Raw genomic sequence first — 17859 nt, 5'->3', positions numbered from 1 at the left:
CCGGTCTTGGATCACGCCGGGATGTTCAGCTCCAGGTCCAGGGTGTTCGTCTCCACGTAGTCCAGGGCGCGCCGGACGGCGCCCACGGTGACGATCGAATCGCCCAGCGGTGAGACCGCCACCTGCGGCGGGGTGGCGGTGAACTCCGGCAGCCGGGCCGCAATCGGCTCGAGCAGAACCCCCGCAGAGTTGGCCACGGCCCCGCCGATCACCACGAGCTCGGGGTTGACCATGGTGGCCACAGAGCCGATCACCCGGGCCATCCTGTCGGCCAACCGGTCAAGGATCTTCAGTGCCTCTGCGTCGCCGGCAGCTGCCGCGGCAAAGACGTGCTCCGCCTCGGCCCCCGATGCGGCGTGTTCGCGGAGGGACGTCTCGGCGGTGCCCTCCAGCGCCTCCGCAGCCCAGACCCGGGCCAGCGTCGCGATACCGAAGGTGTCGCCCACGCCCTTCACCAGGTCCAGATAGGCGAGTTCACCCGCGCCGCCGCCGCTGCCGTGCAGCAGGCGGCCGTCTTCGATGACGCCCGAACCGAAGCGTTCACTGGCCAGGATCACGACGACGTCGTCCACGCCCGTCGCCGCGCCACGCCACCGGTCGCCGAGGGCGGCGAGGTTGGCGTCGTTCTCCAGCAGCACCGTCCATCCGTGCAGCTTGTCCAGCGCGGACTTGAGCCCGACGTCGAAGAGCCCCCAGAAATGCTGGGCCGCCAGGACGTTGCCTTTCCGGTCCACCGGGGCGGCGATGCCGGCGCACACGGCCAGCACGGCGTCGGGGGAGGCCCCCACACTGTGCAGCGCCATTAAGGCGGCCCGGTCAATGACAGCCACGCGCTCCTCGGCGGAGATGTCCTCAATCTCAAACGGCTGGCTGGCCCGTCCCAGCGCCTTGCCACGCAGATCGGACACCACCACCGTCGCCTTCGAGAAGCCCACGTCCATACCCAGGACATAGCCTGCCCGCTCGTTGAGTTCGAACCTGCGGGCGGGACGGCCCTTCTGGTAGCCGCCAAAGGCGCGCTGGTTCTCCAGCTCGGTTATCCACCCGCGCTGCATGAGGTCCTCGCACACGGAGATGGCGGTGGCCCGGGTCAGGCCAGTGGCCTGGATGACGTCGGTAACCGTCACCGCGCCCGAGGCGCGCATGAAATCCAGGACTGCTCCGGCGCTCACGCGGCGAAGCAGCTGCGGCGTGGCCGCCGTCATTTCGGACATGGTGTTGACCTCCTTGTGCTCTGCCCCACATAATACTTGAGGAACTAAATTTAGATTCCATATAAAATGACCACGTGGGCCGGACGGCCGCCGGCCACGGGATTCCCCTTCCAGCTTTTTCCTCAGCCTTTTGCAAAGGAGCAACTGTGAACTGCCCTTCGAAGCACCGCCCATTCAGGAACCCGCAACGCCGCGCCACCTGCCAGTACGCCGCCCGGACCTCCGCACTGTGAGCGCAATCCCGCCCAGCCACGAGACCCCGCTCAGCCGCCGCGCGCTGTTCAAGGCGGCCGGCCTCGCCGGCGCCGCAGCTGTCCTTCCGCTGGCGGGCTGCGGCTCCGTGCCCAGCAGCCAGAACGGCGTCACCACGCTGCGTTTCATGCAGAACAAGCCCGAGGTGGTGGCCTACTTCAACCGCGTGATCAAGGACTTCGAGGCGCTCAACCCGGACATCCGCGTCATCCAGGACTTCAATGAAGGCAACTTCGTTCCGGGCCTGGTCCGCAACGACCCGCCCGACGTCGTCACCCGGGGCTTCGCCCAGGCCACCGCCGACTTCGTCCGCAAGGGCGTTTTCGCAGACCTTTCGGACCATCCGGCCGCAGCCACGATCGACCCCAAGGTCCAGGACCTGGTCAGTTCCTGGGGACGGTACAACGGGCACGAAACCAGTGCCCTCCCGTTCTCCCTGGCAGCCGCCGGGGTCATCTACAACCGGGACGTCTTCGAGGCCCAGGGCGTGGCGGTCCCCACCACGTGGGACGAATTCGTCGCGGCCTGTGAGAAATTCAAGGCCGCCGGCATCACCCCGATCTACGGCACCTTCAAGGACAGCTGGACCCTCGGCCAGGGCATGTTCGACTACCTCGCGGGCGGCTCACTGGACGTCGCCGGCTTTTTCGCGAAGCTCACCGCCAAGGGTGCCGCCATCAGTGAAAACGCCAAAGAGTCATTCACCAGCAACTTCGGCCCGGTCCTGCCCAAGATGCTCGAGCTGGCAGCCTTCTCGCAGAAGGGTGCCACGAGCAAGAACTACGCGGACGGCAACGCCGCGTTCGCCAAGGGCCAGGCGGCCATGTACCTGCAGGGCCCGTGGGCGCTGTCCCAGCTGGTGGCCGCCAACAAGGACGTCAGACTCGGCAGCTTCCCGCTCCCCGTCACCAACAACCCCGCGGACACCAAGGCCCGGGTCAACGTGGACATGGCACTGTCCATCACCCGGAACACGCCGAACATGGCCGCGGCACGGCGCTTCGTCAGCTACCTGCTGGACCCCTCCGTCGTGAACGCCTACAACGAGAAGAACGCGGCGTTCTCGCCGCTCAAGGAAGCACCCGCCGTCGAAAATCCCCAGATCACCGGCCTCGCCGCCTCCGTGCGGGCTGGGCGGTACTACCAGGGAGCCACCACGTACTTCCCGCCGTCGGTACCGCTGTACAACTACATCCAGTCCTTCGTGTACGGCAAGAACGGCGAGCAGTTCCTTTCCGCCCTCGACGACGAATGGCGCCGGGTCGCCGAGCGCACCGCGGTCTGACCCACCCGAATCCAGGAGCCCCCATGACTACAACCTCCGAGACGGCGCAGGCAGCCCCGCCCGCCGCGTCGACCGTTTCCCCGAAGACCCCGCTGCGGTCCGTCCGTGCCAAGGGCCGCATCGACCCCGCCTACTACTGGATGGTGGTGCCGGTCCTGGCACTGTTCGCCTTCTTCATCACCCTGCCGGCCCTCGTCGGCGTGTTCTTCAGCCTGACGAACTACGCCGGCTACGGCGACTGGAAGTTCATCGGACTGTCCAACTACGTCAACATCTTCAAAGACCCGGCCATCCTGCAGTCCTACATCTTCACGTTCGTCTTCGCCCTGACCACCACCGTGGTGGTCAACATCGTGGCCCTCGCGATCGCCCTCGGCCTGAACGCCAAAATCAAGTGGCGCACCGGCATCCGCACCGTATTCTTCATCCCCATGGTGCTCTCGGCCCTGGTGGTGTCCTTCGTGTTCAACTACCTGTTCTCCAACACCCTGCCCGTGCTGGCGGACCGCTTCGGTGTGACGCCCCTGGCCACGAGCATCCTGGCCAACGAGAACTACGCCTGGCTGGCCATCGTGCTGGTCACGGTCTGGCAGGCGGCTCCCGGCGCCACCATCATCTACCTGGCCGGGCTGCAGAGCGTCCCCGCCGAGGTATATGAAGCCGCGGACCTCGACGGCGCCGGCAGCTTCCGGCAGTTCCGGAGCCTGACGCTGCCGCTCATCCTCGGCTACCTGGTCATCAACGTGATCCTCGGCTTCAAGGGCTTCCTGGGAACCTACGAAATCATCGTGGGCCTCACCGGCGGCGGACCGGGCATGGCCACCCAGTCCGTGGCCATGCGCATCTTCTCCGGCTTCACCGGCGGCGACTACTCCTACCAGATGGCGAATGCGGTCATCTACTTCCTGATCACCCTGCTGATCTCCGTCATCCAGCTGCGCCTCATCCAGCGCCGGGGGGTTTCACTCTAATGACAGCTTTTCCGCTTACCGCCCGCCGCACCCCGCACGATCCGGACCGCCCCGCACTCCGCCGGAACAACCGCTCCGGCCGCGAGGGCTACAAGGTCAACTGGTGGCTCACCGCGCTGATGCTGGTGGCCTCCCTGACCGTGCTCCTTCCGCTCTACTTCACCGTGGCCATGGCCCTGAAGTCCCCGGACCAGATCGGAACGGGCACGGGCCTCGCCTGGCCCAGCCCGGTGAACTGGGAGAACTTCGGCGCCGCCTACGTGGCAACGGATTTCCCGCGGGCATTCATGTCGACGGCGTTCGTCACCGTGCTCAGTGTCCTTGGTTCCCTGGCATGCAGCTCGCTGGTGGCGTATGCCATCGCCAGGAACTGGAATCGGCGGTTCTTCCGGGGCTCCTTCGTGTACCTGCTCTCGGCCATGTTCATCCCGTTCCCGGTGATCATCCTGCCGCTGATCAAGCAGACGGCCCTCCTCGGCCTGGACAACCCGGGCGGCGTGGTGTTCCTGCACGTGCTGGGCGGCATCTCGTTCAACACGCTGCTGTACATTGCCTTCGTCCGCTCCATCCCGGTGGAGCTGGAGGAATCGGCCCGGCTCGACGGCGCCACCACGTGGCAGGTGTTCCGCCGGATCATCTTCCCGCTGCTGGCCCCCATGAACGCCACCGTGGGCATCTTCGCCTTCCTCGGCTCATGGAACGACTTCCTGCTCCCGCAGATGATGATCGCCGATCCCGCCCTGCAGACCCTCCCCGTGGTGCAGATGCTCTTCCAGGGAGAGTTCAACACCAACTACAGCCTCGCATTCGCGTCCTACCTGATGGCCATGGCACCCACTTTGGTGGTTTACATCCTGGCCCAGCGTTGGGTACTCTCCGGAGTCATGCGCGGGGCCGTCAAGTAGACCCATCAAACCAGTCCAGCAACAATCCCAACCACAAGAAAAGGATCATCCCTTGTCCACCACCGCCACGCTGGCAACCCTTTCCGATTCCGACCGCCTGGCCGATCCGAACTGGTGGCGCCAGGCGTCCGTCTACCAGATCTACCCCCGCAGCTTTTCCGATTCGAACGGCGACGGTCTGGGCGACATCAAGGGCATCACGGCCAAGGTCCCGTACCTGAAGGCGCTGGGAATCGACGCGGTCTGGCTCAGCCCGTTCTACCCCTCGGCGCTCGCCGACGGCGGCTACGACGTGGATGACTACCGCAACGTGGACCCTAAGCTTGGCACGCTGGAGGACTTCGATGAGATGGCCAACGCCCTCCACGCCGCCGGCATCAAGCTGATCGCCGACATCGTCCCGAACCACTCCTCGGACCGGCACGAATGGTTCAAGGAAGCCCTGGCCTCCCCGAAGGGCTCCCCGGCCCGGGACCGCTACATCTTCCGGGACGGCAAAGGCCCCAACGGCGAGTTCCCGCCGTCGGACTGGGACTCGGTCTTCGGCGGCCCCGCCTGGGAGCGCATCACCGAACCCGACGGCACCCCTGGCCAGTGGTACATGCATATCTTCGCCAAGGAGCAGCCGGACCTGAACTGGGCCAACCGGGAAATCCGCGACGACTTCCTCAAGACCCTGCGCTTCTGGTCAGACCGCGGCGTGGACGGTTTCCGCGTCGACGTGGCGCACGCGCTCACCAAGGACCTCACAGAACCGCTGCTGTCCAAGCTGGAGCTGACCGAGGCCAACACCGGCACTGACGGATTCCCGGACGGCTCGCACCCGTTCTGGGACCGCGACGAGGTGCACGAGGTCTACGCCGAATGGCGCGAGGTCTTCAACGAGTACAACCCGCCGCGCACCGCCGTCGCCGAGGCCTGGGTGCACGCCACCCGCCGGGCCCGCTACGCCAGCCCCGAAGGCCTGGGCCAGGCGTTCAACTTCGACCTCCTGCAGGCGGACTTCGACGCCGAGGAGTTCCACGAGATCATCACCCGCAACCTGGCAGAGGCCGCAGCCACCGGAGCCTCCTCCACCTGGGTGTTCTCCAACCACGACGTCGTCCGCCACGCCACCCGATACGGCCTGCCCAAGGGCTCCAAGGGCAAGCACGCCAAGGGCCAGGACGGCAAGGACTGGCTGCTGGCCGGCGGCCCGGAAAAGGACCTCGACATCGAGCTCGGCAAGCGCCGCGCCCGCGCCGCCACGCTCCTCATGCTCGCACTGCCCGGCTCCGCCTACCTCTACCAGGGCGAGGAACTGGGACTGCACGAGGTGGCGGACATCCCGGAATCCGAACGGCAGGACCCGTCGTTCTTCCGCAACAGGGGAGTGGAAGTGGGGCGCGACGGCTGCCGCGTGCCGCTGCCGTGGTCCGTGGAGGGCACGTCCTTCGGGTTCGGCGACGGCGGCGCCCACCTGCCCCAGCCCGACTGGTTCAGCAGCTACGCCGTTGAGGCGCAGGACGGCACCCGGGGCTCCACGCTCGAGCTCTACCGCACCGCCCTGAAGCTCCGCCGCGAACTGCAGACCGCCGAAGAGCTGGAATGGATCGAAACCGGAAACCCGGACGTCCTGCACTTCAGCCGCCCTGGCGGCTGGCGGGCAGTGACCAACTTCGGGGACACCGCCGTCGACCTTCCCGCGGGCACGGTGCTGGTGAGCAGCGCACCGCTGGAAGACGGCAAGCTGCCGGCCAACACCACCGCCTGGCTGCGCTGACCCGCAGCGGGCTGACACGCCGCTGGCGCACCCCGGTTCTGACCGGGGTGCGCCAGCGGGTCCGTTTAACCGGGTACCCGGCCGGGCCTCTGTGCGAGGCCCGGAACAAATGAAAGAGTGATGCCATGACTGAACAGACTGCAGCACCCTACGGCCGGCTGCTCTACGGCTGCATGGGCCTGGGCGGGGACTGGTCGACGGAACCCCACGAAATCACTGACGTCGAGGCCGCGGCTGAGGCCATCGATGCGGCGCTGGACATCGGCGTCACGCTCTTTGACCACGCCGACATCTACCGGCACGGAAAAGCCGAAGCCGTCTTCGGCGAGGTCCTGGCCGGCACCAGCGGGCTGCGCGAGCGCATCCAGCTGCAGACCAAATGCGGGATCCGGCTGAACGAGCGGGGACTGGAAACCCACTACGACCTGAGCGCGGACGCCATCATCGAGCGCGTGAACGGCAGCCTCGAGCGCCTGCGCACCGACTACGTGGACATCCTCCTGCTGCACCGCCCCGATCCCCTGACGGACCCCGCGGAGGTGGCGGCCGCCGTCGGGAAGCTGATGGCAGAAGGTAAGGTGCGGGCTCTGGGGGTGTCCAACATGTCCGCCGCCCAGATCGAGTTCGTGCAGGACAGCCTCGAGACCCCGGTGGTGGCCAACCAGCTGGAGCTCAGCCTGCTCAAGCGCGACTGGCTGGAAAGCACAGTGCTGGTGAACCACCCCGATGCCCGGGGCTACAGCTTTCCGCACGGGACGCTGGAGTACTGTGCCCGGCAGGGGATCACGCTGCAGGCCTACGGCGCCCTGGCCCGTGGCCACTACACCGGCAACCCGCCCGAGCGGCCCACGCAGTCCGAGAGTGCCACAGCCGTGCTGCTGGCAGAGATGGCGCGGGAGTACGGCACCACCGTGGAGGCGGTGCTGTTGGGCTGGCTCATGAAGCACCCGGCCGGGATCGCGCCGGTCATCGGCACCGCCAACCCGGACCGGATCCGTGCGTGCGCCGGGGCCGCCCGCGCTGCCGAGACCATGACCCGCGCCGAGTGGTACAGGCTCTGGGTCACGGCCCGGGGAAGCAACATCCCCTAAACCCAACTAGGTCGCAGCTGAGGGCGTTCTGAGTGCTCGGAACACCATCTGCTGCGACCTAGTTGGGCGGAAGCCCCAGAGCGGGCCCGTCAGACCAACAGCCCTAGAGCGGGGCGATCTCCGAGTACGTGGAGGCATCACCCTTCAGGGCCTGGCTCTGCTTGCCGTCCACGCCCACCGGGATGTCCCCGGCGATAGTGACGCGGTTGAGCTTGCGCGGCTGGCCGTCGTAGTTGTCGGGTGCGTAGTGCTGGGTGATCCGGTTGTCGAAGAGCACCAGCTGGTTGGGCTCCCAGTTCACGCGGACCACGTTTTCGGGACGGGTTACGTAGGCCTGGAGCAGCCGGATGATGTCCCTGGACTCGGTGTTGGACAGGCCAACGATCCGCAGGCGCTGCGCGAAGCCCCCAATGAACAATCCGCGCTCGCCGGTCAGCGGGTGGACCCGCACCACGGGGTGGGCCGTCTCGAACTTGAGCCGGGTGAACTCCTTGCGGCGCTCCTCGGCGTTGGCGTGCTCCAGGTTCTTGGGCACCGAGTAGTCGTAGTCGTTGGTGTGGATGGCCCAGAGAGTGTCGGCGAAGTTCCGCAGCTCGTCCGGCAGGTCGCTGTACGCGCCGGCGGAGGATGCGATCAGCGTCTCGCCGCCGTACGCGGGCAGGTCGATGCTGCGCAGCGTGGACGCCTGCGGCGGGTTGACCACGAACGTGACATCCGTGTGCCAGTTGTTGGCCGAACCGTTCTCGCTGTCCACCGGCAGGACGTTCTCTTCGCCTTCCACGGACGCCACGGTGGGGTGCGCCTTGGTGAGTGGGCCGAAGTGGCTGGCGAACTTCACCTGCGCCTCGTCGGAGAGGATGTTGGCTTCACGGAACACCAGGGCCTTGTGCTCGTTGAGGGCCGCACGGATCTCTGCAACAGTCTCTGCCGGCAGGTCGCCGCTGAGGTCCAGACCCCGGATCTCGGCGCCGATGCGGGAGCCCAGCTTGGAGAATTCGAGCTTTGTTTCGGTAATGACAGTCATCGTTCTTTCCTCACTTTGTGCTGCGGTACTTTGTGCTGCGGTTATTTGAATCGGGCGTTACTTTGAATCGGTCAGGAGCCCGTTGAACTCATTGGTGTACAGCTTCTTGGCATCCAGGTCGGACTTGATGATGCCTGCGGACTTCAGGTACTCCTCCCAGCGGGTGAAGTCCTCATCCTTGATCTCGCCCTTGGCCGGGACGCCGACGCTCTTCCAGTACTGCAGGGCGGCGGGGTTCTCATTGCGGCCGCGTTCCTTCAGGATCTTGGTGAGCCGGGCAATGACTTCCTTGCGGGGAGTGGACCGCTCCCACTCGATGGCCTTCGCCACACCCGTGGTGAAGGTCCGGACCGTGTTGGGGTTCTGGGCGAGGAAGTCCTCCCGGAAGACGTAGGGTCCGCCGGCAAACGTGCCGAACAGGTCAAAGTCGCTGAAGACGGACCGCAGCCCGCCGTTGGCGACAGCCTTGTCCTGCAGGATACTGCCCAGCGAGCCGGCGTCCACCTGGCCGCGGCGGATGGCTTCCTCCGTGTCGTTCGGCGGAACCACTACGAGCTGGACCTGCTTGATCTCGTCCGCGCTCAGGCCGTTCTTGCGGAGGTAGGTGTTGATGACCGCCTCGGAATGTGCGCCAAGGGTGTTCACCGCGATCTTCTTGCCGATGAAGTCCCGGGCCGTCCTGATCGGGCTGTCTTCCTTCACGTAGAAGCCGTTGAAGGTCTTGCTGTCCTCGCCGTAGTAGTTGATGACGGCCTTCACCGGTGCGCCGGCCTCCACGAGCTTCACCACTGCGCCGGCGAACGCGCCGCCGAAGTCGGTCTGGCCTGTTGCTGCGGACTGGATGTCCTGCGGCCCGCTGATGGTGTTGCCCACCCAGTTCAGCTTGACGTCGCCCAGGTAGCCGAGGTCCTGCGCCAGCTCGGGAAGGGTGACGTTGTTGGCCCAGCCCTGGTAGCGGAGCTCCTTGACTTCATTGGCGCCGGGGGCTCCGCTGGCGCTTGTGTCATCGCCGGCGGCGCTCCCGCCGCAGCCGGACACCGTCAGGGCGATGACGACGGCGGCCGCAGCACTCAGGATGGTCAGGTGTCGTTTCATTGGGGGGTTCCTTCAGGGGGTTGGTTGGCTGGTGAGCCAGGTTCTTGGCGGCCGCTGCAACGGCCGATGGATCGATGTAAGCGCACTCGGCGGACGCGGAAAAGTGCCACGGTCACGGTGGGCAACCCTTGGAAATCCGCGGAAACACGGCGCAACAGCGGGTCATGAGGCGCCGCGTTGCGGCCGGTGAATGCCCGTGACGGGCGGTGCCGGGGCGCAGTTCCGACGGCGGTACACTGTGGCTTTTGTTCGTATTGGTCTGCCCCGTGGGGCCGATCTGCGTCGCGCACACGGGCGCGCGCCCGATACGGTAGAACCATGACGTCTACTTCCACAGCCGAGATCACCCGGCACGAACGCAATATCCCCGCCGAGATCGCCCGGTCGTGGCTGCTTGTCAACGCAATGAAAACCGAGCTTTTCGATCAGTCCGCCGTGTCCCGCGCGGACTCGGTCATCCTGGACATCGAAGACGCTGTTGACCCCTCGCAGAAGGACGTTGCCCGCGAGAACGTGGTGAACTGGCTCTCCGGTGGCGGCCAGGCCTGGGTGCGGATCAACGACGCCACCAGCAAGTTCTGGGCCGACGACCTCGCCGGCCTGCGCGGCACGCCGGGGCTGCTCGGCGTCATGCTGGCCAAGACGGAATCGGCCGACCAGGTCACCGAGTCCTTCCACCGCATGGATGGCAAGACGCCGGTGATCCCGCTCGTGGAATCGGCGCTTGGCATCGAGGAAGCCAACCACATCGCCAAGGCGCAGGGCGCTTTCCGCCTGGCCTTCGGCTCCGGCGACTTCCGCCGCGACACCGGCATGGCGAACACCCAGGAAGCCATGGCCTACCCGCGCGCCAAGCTCGTCGTTGCCAGCCGCGTCGGCAACCTGCCGGGCCCCATCGACGGACCCACGGTGGGCACCAACCACCCCATCCTGCGCGAGCAGACCGGCGTCACGGTGATGATGGGCATGACCGGGAAGCTCTGCCTGGCCATCGACCAGACCAGCGTCATCAACGAGGTCATCAGCCCCACGCCGTCGGACGTCGCCTGGGCCACCGACTTCATGGCCGACTTCGAGGCCAACGGCCGCGTCATCCGCGATGGTTCCGACCTGCCGCGCCTCGGCCGCGCCGAGAAGATCATGAAGCTCGCGGTAGCGTTTGGCGTACAGCCCGCGCTCTAGTCTGCATCAGCATTACCAGGAGACCCCGTGACCGATACCCGTTATCTGGTGCACGGGGTCTTTTGGGATGGGCCGCCGGCCGTTTCCGCAGCGTCCGACGGCGGCAGGCCGGTTCTGCGCCTCCAGCACCGTTCCGGCGGGTTCACTGAGATGGCTCTCGACGCCGGCACCCGCCTCGGATTCCGGGTAGCCGATGGGGTCAGGCACTGCCTCGGCCACACCAGGGTTTTCTCCGCAACCGGGCGCCGGCACGTGACGTGTCCGGACAGTGCTGATGCGCTCCGGGGCAGCCAGTGCGAGCCTTGCCAGCTGGCAGACGATACCAGGCTGATTCACGACTTCCACCGGGGCGGGCGGGTCCCAGCCGGCTTGCGGGACTACCTCATGCAGCCGCACTGGCTCTACGTCGCCACGTTCGCCAACGGTGCCAGCAAGATCGGCACGGCCTCACAGCCGCGCAAATGGAACCGGCTGGCTGAGCAGGGTGCGGTGGTCGCCCGTTACGTTGCCCTGGCAGAGGACGGGCGGGTGGTGCGCGTCCTGGAGGACCTGGCCACAAGCGAAGCTGGCCTGGCCCAGCAGGTGCGCGGCGCGGCGAAGGCCGCCGCCCTGACTGACCCGCTTCCGGGCGATGAGCTTGACCTCCTCAACCGGAGCCGGGCGGAGGACGTGCGGACGCTCCTGGCGGGCACCGCCGTCGGGGGTTTTGCCATTGTTGATGAGCAGTGGGTCCGTCCGGCGCAGGCCGCGGACCTCTGCGCGGCGGCTGCCCGGCACGCGTACCCGCACGCGATGCACAGCGGAAACCACGGCTTCACCCTCAGAGCCCTGTGCGGCAGCCACGGCCTGGCCGGCCTGGACGGCTCGGAACTGGACTTTGTGGTGAACCTCGGACTGCTCAAGGGCCGCCTGGTGGAACCGGGGGAGTACAGCTCGGAGGTGCCGGCGATGCAGGAAGCCCTTTTCTGAGCCCACACAGCCTGACTGGGTAAACTGGCACGGTGCTGCACGAATTCTGGGCCACCGCGCCCAAATCCTACAAAATCCTGGTCTTCACCGCGATGGGCCTCATCGCCGTCGGTCTCATCCTCAACATCGCAGGCAACGTCACCGCCAACCAGGGGCTCATGATCGCGTCCCTGCCGGTGATCGGCCTGGGCCTGGTGCTGCACATGGCCGGTCTGGTGGTCCGCGGCCAGCGTGTGCGGAAGAACATCCCCAAGTAGGAAACCCGCGGTAGGAAACCCGCGCGCCCGCCCCGATAGGCTTGAACCCATGACTATCAATCCGGACCTGCAGGGCCGAAGCTACCCTGCCGCAGAGGTGTATGACGTCGGCCGCGAGAAAATCCGCGAATTCGCCCGCGCCGTCAAGGCCACCCACCCCGCCCACTTCGACGTTGACGCCGCACAGGGCCTGGGCCACCCCGACCTCGTGGCACCGCCCACGTTTGCGATCATCATCGCCCAGCGCGCCGACGCCCAGCTGATCGAGGACCCCGAGGCCGGCATCGACTTCTCCCGCGTGGTCCACGCGGACCAGCGGTTCACCCACCACCGCCCGATTTTCGCCGGCGACCGGCTCGTCGCCGAACTGCACGTCGACGGCGTGCGCGCCATGGGCGGCGGCGCCATGATCACCACGCGCAGCGAGATCTTCGCGCTCACGGACGGGGACGGGCGCGAGCCGGTATCCACCACCAAGTCATCCATCCTGGTCCGCGGAGAGGGACAGTAGCCATGAGCCCCACATTCGAAGAACTCAGCGTCGGCCAGGACATCGGCAGCCGCAGCATCGAGGTGACCCGGCAGGACCTGGTCAAGTACGCCGGCGCATCGGGCGACTTCAACCCCATCCACTGGAACGAGGCCTTCGCCACGGGCGTGGAGCTTCCCGGCGTCATCGCCCACGGCATGTTCACCATGGGTGCCGCCGTGCAGCTGGTCAGCGACTGGGCCGGTGACCCGGCCGCCGTCGTCGACTACCAGACCCGCTTCACCAAGCCGGTGCTGGTTACCGACACCACGGGAACCGGCGACGCCGGTGCCGTGATCGACGTCAGCGGTGCCGTCGGCGCCCTGGATGCCGACGCGCGCACCGCTCGCGTGGACCTGACCGTGGTGTTCGACGGCCAAAAAGTCCTCGTGAAGGCCCAGGCCCTGGTCCGGTTGGCGTGACGTGATGCTGTCTTGAGTTCCACCGCCGTCCAGGCGCGGGAAGTCACCCTCTGGCGCAACGCCGTCGTGGTGGCTTATGCCGCCAGCGGGCTCGCGTTCGCGTCGTGGGTTTCCCGCCTTCCCGCGATCCGCGACGGCCTGAATCTCACGCCCGGCACGGTGGGACTGCTTCTGCTGTGCATGACGGCCGGGTCCTTCCTCTCGGTCTCCGCGTCGGGGCTGATCGTGCTGCGGCTCGGGTCCCGGCGGACCATCCGTTCCGGTTGCCTCATGGTGGGCTGCGGCCTGGTCCTGGCCGGTTTCGGCACGTCCGTCCTGTCCAGCCCGGTTGCGGTTGCCGCCGGGCTGGCCGTCGTCGGACTGGGCACCGCCAGCTGGAACACGGCATCCAACGTGGAGGGGGCCGCCGTCGAACGGGCCATGGGCCGGCACATCATGCCCAGGCTGCACGGCTCGTTCAGCCTCGGCACGGTTGCCGGAGCCGGGCTGGGCGCCTGGGCCGCCGGCGCGGCCGTGCCGGTCCTCTGGCACCTCGCCGCCGCCGGGCTCGTCGTCGCCGGTTCGGTGACGACGGCGGCACGCTGGTTCCGTGCGGACGTCACCCCTGCCGAACGCACGGCACCGTACCGGCCGGACAACTTCGAGGACCCCTCCACCGGGCCGCTTCCCGTCATCCGGGCGGGGAACGGCGGCGGCGAGGCCCCGCTGGACAACAAGCGCAAAATCGCCCAGGCCTGGCGGGACCGGCGAACCCTGCTCCTGGGCGTCATGGTGCTGGGCCTGGCGCTGGCCGAAGGCGCGGCGGGGGACTGGGTGGCCCTGGCGCTGGCCGACGGGCACCACCAGTCGGACGCGGCCGGCGCCGCCGGGTACGGGCTGTTCGTCACCTTCATGACCATCGGCCGGTTCGCCGGAACGGTGGTGCTCGACCGGTTCGGCCGGGTCCCCGTGATGCGCTGGTGCTCCGCCATGGCCGTCGTCGGGCTTGCGCTGTTCGTGTTCGCTCCGGCGCCGTGGCTGGCCTACGCCGCCCTGGCCGTCTGGGGGCTCGGCGCCTCGCTGGGTTTCCCGGTGGGCATGTCCGCGGCGGCCGACGACCCCGCCAAAGCCGCCGCACGGGTGTCCGTGGTGTCCACCATCGGGTATGGGGCGTTCCTGTGCGGCCCGCCGCTGCTGGGGCTGCTCGCCGAGCACGTGGGCATCCTGCACTCGCTGCTGGCCGTCATGGCCGTGCTGGTGGTGAGCTTCCTGCTGTCCCCGGTGGCCCGCAAGCTGCCCTGATTTTCCCTGCTTCTGTTCCCTATAGGCTGGACTGGTGACCTCCCCAATGCTTTCCGATCTGACCACGGCCGCCGTCGGCGGCCCCGCCGGCACTTATGTCGAGGCCCGCACCGAGGCCGAGATCATCGAGGCGGTGCGCGCGGCGGACGCCGCCGGTGAGCAGCTGCTGATCATCGGCGGCGGTTCCAACCTCCTGATTTCCGACGACGGGTTCCCCGGAACCGTCCTCAAGATCGCCTCCGAGGGGTTCACCGTCAACGCCGAGGACTCCTGCGGCGGCGTATCCGTGGTGGTCCAGGCAGGCCACAACTGGGACGCGCTGGTGGAGCACGCCGTGCTCCACGCCTGGTCCGGCCTCGAGGCGCTGTCCGGGATCCCCGGCGCCACCGGAGCCACACCCGTCCAGAACGTGGGCGCCTACGGCTCGGACGTCTCGCAGACCATCGCCGCGGTCCGCACCTGGGACCGGGAGCGCAACGCTGTGAAGACCTTCACCAACTCGGAGCTGAAGTTCGGGTACCGGGACTCCATCCTCAAGCAGACCACCGTCAACGGCTCCCCGCGCTACGTTGTGCTGACCGTCGAGTTCCAGCTGCCGCTGGGCCGGATGAGCGCACCCATCCGCTATGCCGAGCTGGCGCGGGTCCTGGGCGTCGAGCAGGGCCAGCGAGCCTACTCGAACGACGTGCGCCGCGAGGTCCTGCGGCTGCGCGCCTCCAAGGGCATGGTGCTGGACCCGGCGGACCGGGACACCTACTCCACGGGTTCGTTCTTCACCAACCCGATCGTCCCCGCTTCCGTTGCCGACGGCCTCCCGGAATCCGCACCCAGATACCCGGGTGGCGCCGACGGGCAGGTCAAGCTGTCCGCGGCATGGCTGATCGACCACGCCGGCTTCGGCAAGGGCTTCGGGCTGGAAGCCGGGAGCGTGTCCGGCGGCCGGGCCTCGCTGTCCACCAAGCACACGCTGGCCATCACCAACCGCGGCTCAGCCCGGGCGGCCGACATGGTGGCGATCGCACGCGAGGTGCGGGCCGGCGTGGTCGGGCGTTTCGGCATTGAACTGCACCCCGAGCCGCTCCTGATCGGCCTCACGCTCTAGCGCTGCGGCCCTAGGATGGGGTCATGGCAGCTGCGGTGAAGATCCGGGTTCCGCCCAGGGTGATGGGCCGTCTGAGGCTGGCGTCGCAGGGGCTCCTGGGACCCGGGTTCGACGGCGTGCCGGAGGCCGTCCGTGCGATGACCGCGATGCAGGCGCAGGATCTCCAGGCAGCGCTGTGGGCCGTGGGTGTCCGTGTTCCTAGCGCAGGCCTGGGCGACGTCCGCCGGGCGTTGGAAGACGGCTCGGTGGTCCGGTCGTGGCCCATGCGGGGCACGCTGCACCTGCTGGCGCCCGAGGATCTGCGCTGGATCCTGAACATCACCACGGCCCGGATGGTCCAGGGCACGGCCGGCCGGCACCGGCAACTGGAAATCACCGGCAGCGACGTCGAGGCCTGCCGGGAGACAGCCCTGGGCCTGGTTGACGGCGGACGGGCCGCGACCCGGGAGGAACTGTTCGCGGCGTTCGAGGCTGCCGGACAGGCCACCAAGGCCCAGCGCGGGGTCCACCTGCTGTGGATGCTGTGCCAGGGCGCCTCGCTGGTGCACGGGCCGCTGAACGGCAACCAGCAGAAGTTCGTTGCATTCGACCGTTGGATCACGTCCTCACGGGAGTTGGGCCGTGAGGAGGGGATTGCGGAGCTGCTGCTGAGGTACCTGCGCAGCCATGGACCGGCCACCCTGCGCGACTTCGCCTGGTGGTCCAGCATTCCTTTGACCGAGGTGCGGCGTGCCCTGCCAGCGGTGAGCGGCGAGTTGGTGGAGCTTGACCACGATGGAACCCAGTACTGGCTGTCGCCCGAGGTCGCCGCACTGCTGGACGACGGTGTTCCGGGCCAGCGTACGGTCCTCGCCCTGCCGGGATTCGACGAGTTCGTGCTTGGCTATACGGACCGGAGCATCGTGCTGCCGCCCGAGCACGCGCAAAAGATCGTCCCCGGCGGCAACGGGGTGTTCAAGAAGGCCATCGTGGCCGGTGGCGAGGTGACCGGCACCTGGGCGAGGCAGGGGAGCGGGCGCACGGCCGCCGTCGTCCCCGTTCCCTTCGACGACACGAAGCCCCTCGGTCCGGCGTCCCTGGCGGGTTTCCGCCGCGCAGCCGAAAGGTACGAGCGGTTCCTGGCGTCCTGACGGGCCGTGACGACGCTCCCTCACCTTTCGTCGCCTTTTTTGGCACGCTTCCTCACCTCCTGTGGCAGGGAAACGCTTTCGGCCACTTTGCGGAAACGTCCGGCACACGCAAAACCGGCCCCGCCCCGCATGGACGGCCCCTGGGGGCTGGTCGTGCGGGGGAGAGCCGGTTAAGGGCGAAGCGCCGTTACAGCGTGCCGGTGGCGATGTTGAGCATGCGGCGCAGCGGCTCAGCGGCGCCCCAGAGGAGCTGGTCGCCGACGGTGAAGGCGCTGACGTACTGCGGGCCCATCTCGAGCTTGCGGATCCGTCCCACGGGGATGGTCAGGGTGCCGGAGGCTGCCACGGGCGTCAGGTCGGCCATTGAGGCTTCCTTGGAGTTGGGCACCACCTTGGCCCATTCGTTGTCCTCGTCGAGCAGCTTCTCGATCTCGGCAACGGAGAGGTCCTCGCGCAGCTTCAGTGTGAGCGCCTGCGAGTGGGAGCGCATGGCCCCGATCCGCACGCAGAGGCCATCCATGATCACGTGGTTCTCATCCGAGGTGCCCAGGATCTTGTTGGTCTCGACTCCCGCCTTCCACTCTTCCTTGGACTGGCCGTTGCCCAGGTCCGCGTCGATCCAGGGGATCAGCGAGCCGGCCAGCGGGACGCCGAACTGCGTTGCGTCGATGTCGGTGCGCTGGTGCGCCAGCACCTTGCGGTCGATCTCCAGGATGGCCGACGCCGGGTCGTCCAGTTCCGAGCTGACCTCGGCGTTGAGGGTGCCGAACTGGCTGAGCAGCTCGCGCATGTGGCGCGCGCCGCCGCCGGAGGCGGCCTGGTAGGTCATGGATGTGCCCCACTCGACGAGGCCGTTCTTGAAGAGGCCGCCGAGACCCATCAGCATGCAGGAAACGGTGCAGTTGCCGCCGATGAAGTCCTTGGTGCCGTTGACCAGGCCCTTGTCGATGACGTCGCGGTTGATGGGGTCCAGCACGATGATCGAGTCGTCGTTCATGCGCAGGGTGGAGGCGGCGTCGATCCAGAGGCCGTCCCAGCCGCGGCTGCGCAGCTCGCCGTGGACCCGCTTGGTGTAGTCGCCGCCCTGGGCGGTGACGATAATCGGCAGCTTGGCCAGCGTTTCGACGTCGAACGCGTCCTCGAGCTTGCCGGCCCCTTCAGCAAAGGACGGGGCGGCACCTCCGGCGTTGGAGGTGGAGAAGAACACCGGGTTGATGTTGGCGAAGTCGCCTTCGTCCTGCATGCGCTGCATCAGGACGGAGCCGACCATGCCGCGCCATCCGACCAGGCCGACGGAGGGGGTAGCTGCTGTAGTCATTGAGCCAGTTTATCTTTGGATTTGGCAGGCCGCAGTCGGTTACGTCACGGCCGCAACGGCACCGGGTGCA

General features: G+C 67.5%; 17 protein-coding genes. 13 read left to right on the top strand and 4 right to left on the bottom strand.

What is annotated here, in order from left to right:
- Positions 1–11 precede the first annotated feature (11 nt).
- Positions 12–1214, bottom strand: coding sequence for an ROK family protein (locus tag ABRP34_RS07760; RefSeq protein WP_353712762.1), 1203 nt, complete (start codon positions 1212–1214; stop codon positions 12–14).
- A gap of 229 nt (positions 1215–1443) precedes the next feature.
- On the opposite strand from ABRP34_RS07760, the gene ABRP34_RS07755 reads away from it, so the two are divergent.
- The 5 genes from ABRP34_RS07755 to ABRP34_RS07735 all read left to right on the top strand — a co-directional run bounded on the left by ABRP34_RS07755 (position 1444) and on the right by ABRP34_RS07735 (position 7480).
- Positions 1444–2751, top strand: a complete 1308-nt coding sequence (locus tag ABRP34_RS07755) for an extracellular solute-binding protein (RefSeq protein ID WP_353712761.1) — start codon at positions 1444–1446, stop codon at positions 2749–2751.
- Positions 2752–2774: 23 nt separating this feature from the next.
- Complete coding sequence (locus ABRP34_RS07750; RefSeq protein ID WP_353712760.1) at positions 2775–3722, top strand: sugar ABC transporter permease; 948 nt, start codon at positions 2775–2777, stop codon at positions 3720–3722.
- The gene (locus ABRP34_RS07745; protein ID WP_003803925.1) at positions 3722–4627 is read left to right on the top strand and encodes a carbohydrate ABC transporter permease; all 906 of its coding nucleotides are present in this window, start codon (positions 3722–3724) and stop codon (positions 4625–4627) included. The genes ABRP34_RS07750 and ABRP34_RS07745 overlap by 1 nt, the downstream gene beginning before the upstream one ends.
- Before the next feature lie 52 nt (positions 4628–4679).
- Positions 4680–6389, top strand: coding sequence for a glycoside hydrolase family 13 protein (locus ABRP34_RS07740; RefSeq protein WP_353712759.1), 1710 nt, complete (start codon positions 4680–4682; stop codon positions 6387–6389).
- 125 nt (positions 6390–6514) lie between these two features.
- The gene (locus tag ABRP34_RS07735; protein WP_353712758.1) at positions 6515–7480 is read left to right on the top strand and encodes an aldo/keto reductase; all 966 of its coding nucleotides are present in this window, start codon (positions 6515–6517) and stop codon (positions 7478–7480) included.
- 103 nt (positions 7481–7583) lie between these two features.
- On the opposite strand, the gene ABRP34_RS07730 is transcribed toward ABRP34_RS07735, so the two are convergent.
- Positions 7584–8504 (bottom strand): TauD/TfdA family dioxygenase, encoded by a 921-nt coding sequence (locus tag ABRP34_RS07730; RefSeq protein WP_003803919.1) that lies wholly within the window; start codon positions 8502–8504, stop codon positions 7584–7586.
- A gap of 57 nt (positions 8505–8561) precedes the next feature.
- Positions 8562–9599 (bottom strand): ABC transporter substrate-binding protein, encoded by a 1038-nt coding sequence (locus ABRP34_RS07725; protein ID WP_353712757.1) that lies wholly within the window; start codon positions 9597–9599, stop codon positions 8562–8564.
- A gap of 318 nt (positions 9600–9917) precedes the next feature.
- Between ABRP34_RS07725 and ABRP34_RS07720 the strand changes: the two genes are divergently transcribed.
- From ABRP34_RS07720 to ABRP34_RS07685, 8 genes are read left to right on the top strand one after another with little or no spacing between them, the layout of a single operon-like run.
- Positions 9918–10781 (top strand): CoA ester lyase, encoded by an 864-nt coding sequence (locus ABRP34_RS07720; protein WP_003803915.1) that lies wholly within the window; start codon positions 9918–9920, stop codon positions 10779–10781.
- Between the two features lie 27 nt (positions 10782–10808).
- A complete protein-coding gene (locus tag ABRP34_RS07715; protein WP_353712756.1) occupies positions 10809–11750 on the top strand; it encodes a DUF2797 domain-containing protein in 942 nt (313 codons plus the stop codon).
- 32 nt (positions 11751–11782) lie between these two features.
- Positions 11783–12007 (top strand): DUF3188 domain-containing protein, encoded by a 225-nt coding sequence (locus tag ABRP34_RS07710; protein ID WP_003803912.1) that lies wholly within the window; start codon positions 11783–11785, stop codon positions 12005–12007.
- Between the two features lie 49 nt (positions 12008–12056).
- On the top strand, positions 12057–12518 hold the full coding sequence (locus ABRP34_RS07705) for a MaoC family dehydratase N-terminal domain-containing protein (RefSeq protein WP_003803911.1): 462 nt from the start codon (positions 12057–12059) through the stop codon (positions 12516–12518).
- Between the two features lie 2 nt (positions 12519–12520).
- Positions 12521–12958 carry a MaoC family dehydratase gene (locus tag ABRP34_RS07700; RefSeq protein WP_003803909.1) on the top strand — a complete coding sequence of 146 codons (438 nt, stop codon included), beginning with the start codon at positions 12521–12523 and terminating at the stop codon, positions 12956–12958.
- A gap of 12 nt (positions 12959–12970) precedes the next feature.
- A complete protein-coding gene (locus ABRP34_RS07695) occupies positions 12971–14239 on the top strand; it encodes an MFS transporter (protein WP_353712755.1) in 1269 nt (422 codons plus the stop codon).
- A gap of 34 nt (positions 14240–14273) precedes the next feature.
- Positions 14274–15341 (top strand): UDP-N-acetylmuramate dehydrogenase, encoded by a 1068-nt coding sequence (locus tag ABRP34_RS07690; RefSeq protein ID WP_353712754.1) that lies wholly within the window; start codon positions 14274–14276, stop codon positions 15339–15341.
- 23 nt (positions 15342–15364) lie between these two features.
- Positions 15365–16471: a winged helix DNA-binding domain-containing protein gene (locus ABRP34_RS07685; protein ID WP_353712753.1), complete on the top strand. Its 1107-nt coding sequence runs from the start codon at positions 15365–15367 to the stop codon at positions 16469–16471.
- A 187-nt stretch (positions 16472–16658) separates the two neighbouring features.
- Here ABRP34_RS07685 and asd read toward each other — a convergent pair whose 3' ends face one another.
- On the bottom strand, positions 16659–17789 hold the full coding sequence (gene asd / locus ABRP34_RS07680) for an aspartate-semialdehyde dehydrogenase (RefSeq protein ID WP_353712752.1): 1131 nt from the start codon (positions 17787–17789) through the stop codon (positions 16659–16661).
- Positions 17790–17859 lie beyond the last annotated feature (70 nt).

This window comes from Arthrobacter sp. K5 (genome assembly GCF_040448525.1).
Classification (GTDB): Bacteria; Actinomycetota; Actinomycetes; order Actinomycetales; family Micrococcaceae; genus Arthrobacter; species Arthrobacter globiformis.
This window is presented reverse-complemented; position numbering and strand designations above follow the sequence as displayed.

Excerpts from the sequence above, each read along its gene's own strand:
- ABRP34_RS07750 (WP_353712760.1), top strand. The coding sequence starts at position 2,775 with ATGACTACAACCTCCGAGACGGCGCAGGCAGCCCCGCCCGCCGCGTCG.
- ABRP34_RS07705 (WP_003803911.1), top strand. The coding sequence starts at position 12,057 with ATGACTATCAATCCGGACCTGCAGGGCCGAAGCTACCCTGCCGCAGAG.
- ABRP34_RS07730 (WP_003803919.1), bottom strand. The coding sequence starts at position 8,504 with ATGACTGTCATTACCGAAACAAAGCTCGAATTCTCCAAGCTGGGCTCC.
- asd (WP_353712752.1), bottom strand. The coding sequence starts at position 17,789 with ATGACTACAGCAGCTACCCCCTCCGTCGGCCTGGTCGGATGGCGCGGC.
- ABRP34_RS07760 (WP_353712762.1), bottom strand. The coding sequence starts at position 1,214 with ATGTCCGAAATGACGGCGGCCACGCCGCAGCTGCTTCGCCGCGTGAGC.
- ABRP34_RS07725 (WP_353712757.1), bottom strand. The coding sequence starts at position 9,599 with ATGAAACGACACCTGACCATCCTGAGTGCTGCGGCCGCCGTCGTCATC.
- ABRP34_RS07720 (WP_003803915.1), top strand. The coding sequence starts at position 9,918 with ATGACGTCTACTTCCACAGCCGAGATCACCCGGCACGAACGCAATATC.
- ABRP34_RS07700 (WP_003803909.1), top strand. The coding sequence starts at position 12,521 with ATGAGCCCCACATTCGAAGAACTCAGCGTCGGCCAGGACATCGGCAGC.
- ABRP34_RS07685 (WP_353712753.1), top strand. The coding sequence starts at position 15,365 with ATGGCAGCTGCGGTGAAGATCCGGGTTCCGCCCAGGGTGATGGGCCGT.
- ABRP34_RS07745 (WP_003803925.1), top strand. The coding sequence starts at position 3,722 with ATGACAGCTTTTCCGCTTACCGCCCGCCGCACCCCGCACGATCCGGAC.
- ABRP34_RS07735 (WP_353712758.1), top strand. The coding sequence starts at position 6,515 with ATGACTGAACAGACTGCAGCACCCTACGGCCGGCTGCTCTACGGCTGC.